This window comes from Moorena sp. SIO2C4, assembly GCF_010672485.1.
GTDB lineage: Bacteria > Cyanobacteriota > Cyanobacteriia > Cyanobacteriales > Coleofasciculaceae > Moorena > Moorena producens.
This window is the reverse complement of record NZ_JAAHGN010000553.1, coordinates 1-4,907: the sequence shown is the minus strand read 5'-3', so window position 1 is coordinate 4,907 and position 4,907 is coordinate 1. Positions and strand designations below refer to the sequence as shown.

Here is a 4,907-nt window from a genome sequence, read left to right as displayed (position 1 = left end):
GGGAATCGGGAGTCGGGAGTCGGGAATCGGGACTCGGGAATCGGGAATCGGGAATCGGGAGTCGGGAATCGGGAATCGGGAGTCGGGAATCGGGAATCGGGAAAAAATCTTGTTTACCTCATTACTATCAGAACCGCTATACATTCTTGTCTTCAACCTCGAACCTTCAACCTCGAACCTTCAACCTCGAACCTTCAACCTTAAACCTTCAACCTTAAACCTTCAACCTCGAACCTTCAATCTTAAACCTTAAACCTTCAACCTCGAACCTTAAACCTTCAACCTTGAACCTTCAATCTTCAACCTTCAACCTTCAACTTTAAACCTTCAACCGACGAAAGTCCTAGTTATATTAAAACCCGACTAACCATGCGTTTACTATGCCTGAGCAATGGTCATGGAGAGGATGTGATTGCTGTCCAAATTCTACAGGAATTGCAACATTATTCTACTTGTCCAGAACTAGCCGCCTTACCCTTAGTTGGGGAAGGAAAGGCTTATCTCCCATTAGATATCCCCATTATCGGCTCCGTTGAGCAGATGCCATCGGGTGGATTTATCTATATGTCCCAACAGCAAGTGTGGCGTGATGTGCAGGGAGGCTTAGTGCAATTGATTTGGTCTCAATTAAAAGCAATTCGCCGTTGGGCTAAATCAGGGGACTTTATCCTAGCAGTAGGAGATATCGTACCACTGTTGTTTGCCTGGTGGAGTGGTTTACCCTATGGCTTTGTTGGTACTGCCAAATCGGAATACTATTTGCGGGATGAATCGGGATGGTTACCCAATCGACCCCGTTGGGAAGGGTGGTCAGGTTCGGTTTATTTGCCTTGGGAGCGTTGGCTGATGTCTAATCGCCGTTGTTTAGGGGTTTTTCCTAGAGATACCCTGACTACACAGATCTTAAAGCAGTGGTCTATCCCAGCTTTTGATCTGGGTAATCCGATGATGGATGGGATTTATCCAGACTATCCAGCACCAATGGTTTATGACAAAGATGCAGAATTAAACGAAACTAAGCGTACCCTAACTATTACGTTACTACCCGGTTCCAGAATACCGGAGGCTGATCACAATTGGCATCAAATCATCTTGGCAGCATCAGGGTTACTGGATACTTTTGCTTCGCGATCGCTTTTATTTCTCGCTGCCATTGCTCCAGGATTAAGCCAAGATCCTTTACGGGAGGTTTTAGTCGCTCATAGTTGGACTGAGGTCACCTTGCCATCCGATCCATTCAATCTCCAGCTCAAAGACAAACAGGCTTTGGCTTTTACCAAGCAAAATGGCACACTGATTTTAACCCAGAACGACTATAACCTCTGCCTGCTCCAAGGGGATTTCTGTATCGCCATGGCAGGCACAGCCACAGAGCAATTTGTCGGGTTAGGAAAACCAGCCATTGCCATGCCAGGAGTTGGTCCCCAATATACCCCTGCTTTTGCCGAAGCCCAAACTCGCTTGTTAGGTCCATCGTTAGTAATAGCACAGCAACCAGAATTGGTAGCAAGTATAGCGAAAGAGTTATTCCATAACCCCGACAAGTTACAGCTAATAGCAGAAAATGGTCAGCGACGCCTTGGTCAACCAGGGGCAGCAGCTAGGATTGCTAAGTGTTTGATGGAAAAGATGAATTATGAATTATGAATTATGAATTATGAATTATGAATTATGAATTATGAATTATAAATTAGACATCTCAGATGTCTATTATATCGGGTGCATCTCATATTTATAAATTTTGCGTAGGGTGCGTTAGGGAAGGGCTAGCCATCATTTTCCGCCTCTTTGCGCCTGGTTGGGACAGCCCGCCCCGTAACGCACCACCGGATCAAACAGCAAAAGTGAGATGCACCCATTATATCTAGCATATATAGGGCTGTTTTAACAGTCCTATTCAAACTACAATTTCCACACATTAAAAACAAGTATAAAGGTTATATATTGCGATGGATATTAAAACTTTGAGTGGTAATACTGTCAGGATTTTGGGTCTGGGAGCTAAAAACCCAATGGATAAAACTTGTGTAGAGATTGCTTACGAGGCTGGAATCAATTACTTCTTTTTTTACAACCTGAATTACACCAGTTTCCTAGAAGGACTAAAGCCTATTCTGGCAGCTCAACGAGATCAAGTGGTAGTTTCCACGGGCAGTAACAGTCGCGATCTTAACCAACTGCGCGAATATTTCGACCAAGTTCGTTCTTTGCTTGATGTGGATACAATAGATGTGTTCTTTTTGGAATATATCTCCCCTAAAGATGATCTCCACCAGGTTGCAGTAGCCTTAAACCAGATCCATACCTGGAAAACTGAAGGATTAATCCGCTATGTTGGCGCAACAACCCATAACCGCAAATTAGCCGTGGAATTATTGAGAAAGCAATCCTGTGACGTGCTGATGCATCGTTACAACATGGCCCATCGCAAAGCGGAAGTAGAGGTGTTTCCTGCTGCGCTCAAAGCCGACATTCCAGTAGTTGGCTTTACTGCCACTCGTTGGGGTTCGCTGTTGCAAGGGCATAAAGACTGGAAAAATCCAGCTCCAAGTGCTGCTGACTGTTATCGCATGGTACTGCGCCAACCAGCGATTCGCTTAGTCCTCACTGCACCTAAAACCGAATCTGAATTAGTTGAAAATCTCAGGATTTTGCAATCTCCTGAGTTATCTCTTCAGGAAGTAAACCATTGGCAAACCTATGGCGATCTAATTTATGGAACCGGCCAGGATAGCTTCGATAATAAATGGCCTTAATTAGTTAATATCATCTGCGGTTGAAGACTTATAAATAGTAGGTAATAGGGAACAGGGAACAGGGAACAGGGAACAGAGAACAGAGAACAGGGAATTAGGAGGGAGATTACCTACGAAAAGGAAGCTATTTTTTTAAAATTATTATCTTAACATGATATAATAAAATGCTTGCAGAAGTCGGGAACTTTGGATCGGGCAAATTCGCAGCAGCAGGGAATAAAAATTGACGAAACCCTTATCAAAACTGGGATGCACCCCGGTCTGCTCTGGTTTTGTTACAAAAATTAACAAATTTTTCTCTCATGAAAAGTAATTCTTACGATACACTGGCTAAGTGGAAAACTTAGGAGGCAAGGAAATGAACGCTCAAACATGGATTACCCCTAGTTTTTAGCCTTGCTGAATCAATGGGGATTAGACCTACTGAGTTGTTAGCTCATAAGCCAGACGATGATTAGTGTAAAATTCATCCGGTTGACTGAATCAGTTGTTAGATAAGTAAATATAGAGAATGGCTCAAGTCTATACCAAAGATTTTGAAATTAAATGCCCTCCCCCACAGCGCACCTGGAGAGAAATTTCCCAAAAAATTGCTGAGCTTCCCTTACCAGGTGTTCCCATTCGCTTGATTTTAACCAAGGTTGAAGGAGATACTCTCACCTTTGAATCCAGCTTCATTGATACAGACAGAAAGCCGGTTTGGTCATCTTTACTTGATATTAATATTCGTCAACGGGTTTCTAACCAACCATTTGTCGCAGTTAGTATTATTCCCACCGGAGTCAGAGCAGAAATTGGTGGTTTTGCCGGAGATGCGACTCCTAGTACCAATCTGTTAGCCTCCGCTTGTGACTATCTGGTGACAAATCCCAATGCCGTTACAGCGTAGGATATCTATTTCGGTCAGGATAATGTGCTTTATCTGGAAGGGAATCTGATTTGTCAGTTACTACTGGGTAATACCGATCTGAAAGAGGGTGATTTAATCTCTAAGAGTAAATTTGTTTAGAGCTCTAACTTATGCTAAATCCTACATCCTAAATTCTTAAAAGCTTATGTCTTTGCTAGTCAACAAAATCACTATATCCCCAGAAGAAAAAAACTCTTTTGCTGAGAATGGGTTTATCAAACTAAAAAAACTGTTTACGGATGAAGCAATCGATAAATTACGGTATCTAACTGCCGAATCCAATCAAGTAAAAAAAGTTCCCGAATCTTACAGTGGCGATTTTTCCAGAGTAGGCTATGACCTAGAAAATGCTGTCACCCACCAGATCTATTCTGAAGAAAACTTTAAAAACACCTTCAAGCCATTAATCGAAAATGAATTAATCTTCACCCAAGGTGTGGGATTTGAATTAAAACCAAACAGAAAAGGATTTCATTTTCATCTCGATCTTGTTAGCTTCAACTTCATTAAACCAGAGGATTTAGGATATTCCCTATGGATACCACTAGTTCCAATTAATACGAAAGAGCAACATGGAGGCATGGCATATGTACCACGAAAGGCTTATCCAACCTCTGGGTACTATGCCCTCCGGTACGAACTAATACAACACAAAGATTTTGCAGAATTTTGTCAAACCGAAGAGTTTAATTATTTTGAGTTTTTCTATGCTTCTAAAGTTGAAGAGATGGTTTTAGATACAAATAAAGTAGAAGATAACTTTGAAGTGGGTGATGCCCTTCTACTAGACAAATTTGTTTGGCATAGAAGTGTCCCCCTCCTGGAGGGAAAATTACCATCGAGAATGGCATATACAATGCGTTTTGTCGATTCCCAAGCCCGCTACTCTAAAATATTTCTTGATGGTCTATACTCCCTGATCAAATCGAAAGGCGATGATACTTTAACTTCCTTTGGTTATAAATTAACTGACCTTAAGGATGGTGATTTAATTTATAAAAGTAAATTCGTTTAATAGTAAGTTTAAGATTAATTAAAGTTCGTATACTTCCTGTTTACTTTTAAGACTGATTTGAGTAAAACTTAAAAAAATGTAAATATGAGTGTAAATACAAAAAACTCTAATATAAATAATTCCATAACTACCTTTTATTCCCAAGAAGAACGACAGTTACGTGTAGATCTTGCTGCTGCTTACCGCTTGATTAACTATTATGGGATGACAGACATGATATACACCC

General features: G+C 41.3%; 4 protein-coding genes. All 4 read left to right on the top strand.

Annotation, left to right across the window (positions count from 1 at the left end; genetic code table 11):
• Positions 1-369: 369 nt before the first annotated feature.
• The 4 genes from F6K20_RS24220 (at position 370) to F6K20_RS24205 (ending at position 4,681) form a co-directional block, all read left to right on the top strand.
• A complete protein-coding gene (locus tag F6K20_RS24220) occupies positions 370-1,647 on the top strand; it encodes a lipid-A-disaccharide synthase-related protein (protein ID WP_008188123.1) in 1,278 nt (425 codons plus the stop codon).
• A gap of 302 nt (positions 1,648-1,949) precedes the next feature.
• On the top strand, positions 1,950-2,756 hold the full coding sequence (locus tag F6K20_RS24215) for an aldo/keto reductase (protein ID WP_287296318.1): 807 nt from the start codon (positions 1,950-1,952) through the stop codon (positions 2,754-2,756).
• A 511-nt stretch (positions 2,757-3,267) separates the two neighbouring features.
• Positions 3,268-3,645 (top strand): DUF3326 domain-containing protein, encoded by a 378-nt coding sequence (locus F6K20_RS24210; RefSeq protein WP_008188125.1) that lies wholly within the window; start codon positions 3,268-3,270, stop codon positions 3,643-3,645.
• 166 nt (positions 3,646-3,811) lie between these two features.
• Positions 3,812-4,681 carry a hypothetical protein gene (locus tag F6K20_RS24205; RefSeq protein WP_008188126.1) on the top strand — a complete coding sequence of 290 codons (870 nt, stop codon included), beginning with the start codon at positions 3,812-3,814 and terminating at the stop codon, positions 4,679-4,681.
• Positions 4,682-4,907: the final 226 nt, after the last annotated feature.